The sequence below is a fragment of the Phaeovulum sp. genome, from assembly GCF_041596715.1.
In the GTDB taxonomy this organism is placed as follows: Bacteria; Pseudomonadota; Alphaproteobacteria; order Rhodobacterales; family Rhodobacteraceae; genus UBA6213.
The window spans coordinates 1-2,313 of the sequence record NZ_JBFHIA010000348.1; the positions used below are offsets into that span (position 1 = coordinate 1).

The window sequence follows — 2,313 nt, forward strand, 5'->3', positions numbered from 1 at the left end:
GGTAGAGACGATGCAGATCGAAATGCTGCCATCCGGCCAGCTTGTCGGCACCCATCCAGAAGCGCAGGCCCCCATTCCCTTCATCTGGGCCGATGAGCCGCCGTGGAGTTTCGAGGCGGATGCGACCAAAGACGGGGCACCGGCACCGCTTCTTTCATCGTCGGACGTTGAAATGCTGATGGGGTGCGGGGTCGAGAATCTTGCGCGCCTTATCGGCCATACCACGGCCACGATGGACGGCGTTGTCATGGACATGACCTTGCGCCTGATGGTCGTCGGGCCAGAGCAGATGTACGGCATTTTTCATACCTCATCCGTGGTCAATGGCATGCCGGTAAGAAGCTGGCGCGCAGTGACGATGACCCGCTGACGCGCGCGAAAACCCTCTGGCACAAAGGATGGCTTTGATGCGTTTCAAAAAACGGACAGCGGTGGGGTATTTCTGGCACCAGCAAGGCTGGATCTATGCGCTGCTCATCCTTGCGGGAATTGCGCTAGCTACCTTCAAGATCACCGAAGCGCAAGCTGCCGCGCGGGTTTTGGCGGACGGGGTCGAGGCGGTGGGGCAGGTAACAGACAAGTCCTACTCCTCGCGCGCTGGCAAGGGCCTCACTACCTATCGACTTGGATATTCCTTTCCCACGCCTGATGACCCCTACACACGTGGTGAACAGGTCGTGAGCCAGACGTTTTACGACGCGCAATCTGAAGGCGCAGAGATCTTGGTGCGGTATCTTCCGTCTGACGTGGGCATCAGCGCTGTTGAGCCTGACAGCCTCGCCACTTTGTATTGGCTGGCTCTGGCGGCCTCTGCCGGGCTGGTGCTGGCGGGGCTTGCGGGCGGGGCCTACACCATCTTGCGCGCGCTTGCGTGTGTGGGGCTGCGCGAGACAGGCGAGATTCGTGCCGCCGAAGTGACCGGCCACGTGACCGAAGGCAAAAAGAACACCACGGGTCATATGCAGTGGCGCGATGCCGTCGGAATGACCGGGCGCACCGATACCCGGCGCTTGGGTGACCTTCTGCCTGTAGGAACTGCAATCACCATTTTTGCAGATCCCGAAGGGCGCAGGAAGGCTGTTTGGGAAGGCGACATAGGCAGCAGATGACACCCGCTTTGCGCGGGACGGACCGCAATGTTTCAACCCGTTTCAAGAGGGCTCGCGGATGCTCAGCCATTTTCTGAAATTAGCCGGAAAGCCTTGTCTCGGCGTGCTTTTCGTCCTCGCCTGGCCCGCATGGGCGCAAGGTGAGCGCGAACCGATCCCCGAGGCGGATTTGCGAACCCTGCTGCCCTTCAGCCAAAACGACACCTTGAAATACGCACATTGTGAGGTGAAGTCATACCCAACCTGCACCTACGTTTGGGGGGTGCCCGCCAGCGACGACGACGCCCGGGTCAAGCTGGGCGCAAAGCCAGAGGGTGACAGGCTGACGACGATCTTCGCGCAGGCGCATGGCCTGAACGACTTTGATCGCGTGCTTGCAACCTATTCTGATGCGGATCCGGTAGAGGGGTTGGGTATCAAGGCGGCATGGTCAGCAAAGCGCGATCAGCTGTCTTTCATGATGGCTGACTATCTGATTATTCATGTAAATATTGATGCGCGTGGCGTTGCTGACCCGAAAGCCGTTGCGTTGCAAACTGCGATGTTCTTATCGTCTGCGAACTGACGCGCGGTGTTTTTTGCGCTGTAATAAGGCCCAACGCCCGCTGTTCAAAACCCGCGCGCAAAATGCGCCATCCCCCAGATCGCGCCCATGAGGTGGGCCGCAAAAACGGCTCTGCCGGGGCAGGGGGCGCGTTTGAGGAAGAAGCCGTAACAAATGTGGCTTGAATGGTAGGCCCGGAGGGACTCGAACCCCCAACCAAGGCGTTATGAGCGCCCTGCTCTAACCATTGAGCTACGGGCCCGCCGTGCCGACCGCAAGGCAGGGTGGAGGTTGGATAGCAGACCGTGCAGGTGCGTCAAGCAAAAGCCCCTATAGGTGCCGCAATTGCCGCGGGGGCAGAGGCTGGCGCGGCGGCCATGCCGGGGAAGCTCGCATGGGCGCTTTAGCTGCTGGCCGACCGTAACCACCATTCGGGCTGGTGCAGGGCTAGCACGCGCTGCGCGAGGTGGGCGAAGGCCCACCATTCGGCCTTTGCCCTCGCTGCCAATGCGGTGCTCTTGCAATGACGTAGGAAAGAGCCTTGCGCTAGGCAATCTTTGGCTGCGGAACTTCGGTGTTCCAAGCCGCCATTATCGCGTTGTGGCGGGCCAGAACTTCCGGCGGGAAGACATCCGCAGGAACGGGAAAGCGGCTGTTGGA

At 60.4% G+C, this 2,313-nt stretch carries 3 protein-coding genes and 1 tRNA gene; 3 read left to right on the forward strand and 1 reads right to left on the reverse strand.

The window, feature by feature from the left end; all coding sequences use genetic code 11:
• From ABY403_RS15810 to ABY403_RS15820, 3 genes are all read left to right on the forward strand, one after another.
• A partial coding sequence (locus ABY403_RS15810; RefSeq protein ID WP_372841773.1) for a hypothetical protein occupies nucleotides 1–370 on the forward strand: 370 nt, incomplete at its 5' end.
• Nucleotides 371–407: 37 nt separating this feature from the next.
• The gene (locus ABY403_RS15815) at nucleotides 408–1,109 is read left to right on the forward strand and encodes a DUF3592 domain-containing protein (protein ID WP_372841774.1); all 702 of its coding nucleotides are present in this window, start codon (nucleotides 408–410) and stop codon (nucleotides 1,107–1,109) included.
• Nucleotides 1,110–1,167: 58 nt separating this feature from the next.
• Nucleotides 1,168–1,674, forward strand: coding sequence for a hypothetical protein (locus ABY403_RS15820; protein ID WP_372841775.1), 507 nt, complete (start codon nucleotides 1,168–1,170; stop codon nucleotides 1,672–1,674).
• Between the two features lie 165 nt (nucleotides 1,675–1,839).
• Here the strand turns inward: ABY403_RS15820 and ABY403_RS15825 are convergent.
• Nucleotides 1,840–1,915, reverse strand: a tRNA-Ile gene (locus tag ABY403_RS15825).
• Nucleotides 1,916–2,313: the final 398 nt, after the last annotated feature.

Bases quoted from the DNA above. Each gene is read 5' to 3' on its own strand.
- ABY403_RS15815 (WP_372841774.1), top strand. From the start codon at position 408: ATGCGTTTCAAAAAACGGACAGCGGTGGGGTATTTCTGGCACCAGCAA.
- ABY403_RS15820 (WP_372841775.1), top strand. From the start codon at position 1,168: ATGCTCAGCCATTTTCTGAAATTAGCCGGAAAGCCTTGTCTCGGCGTG.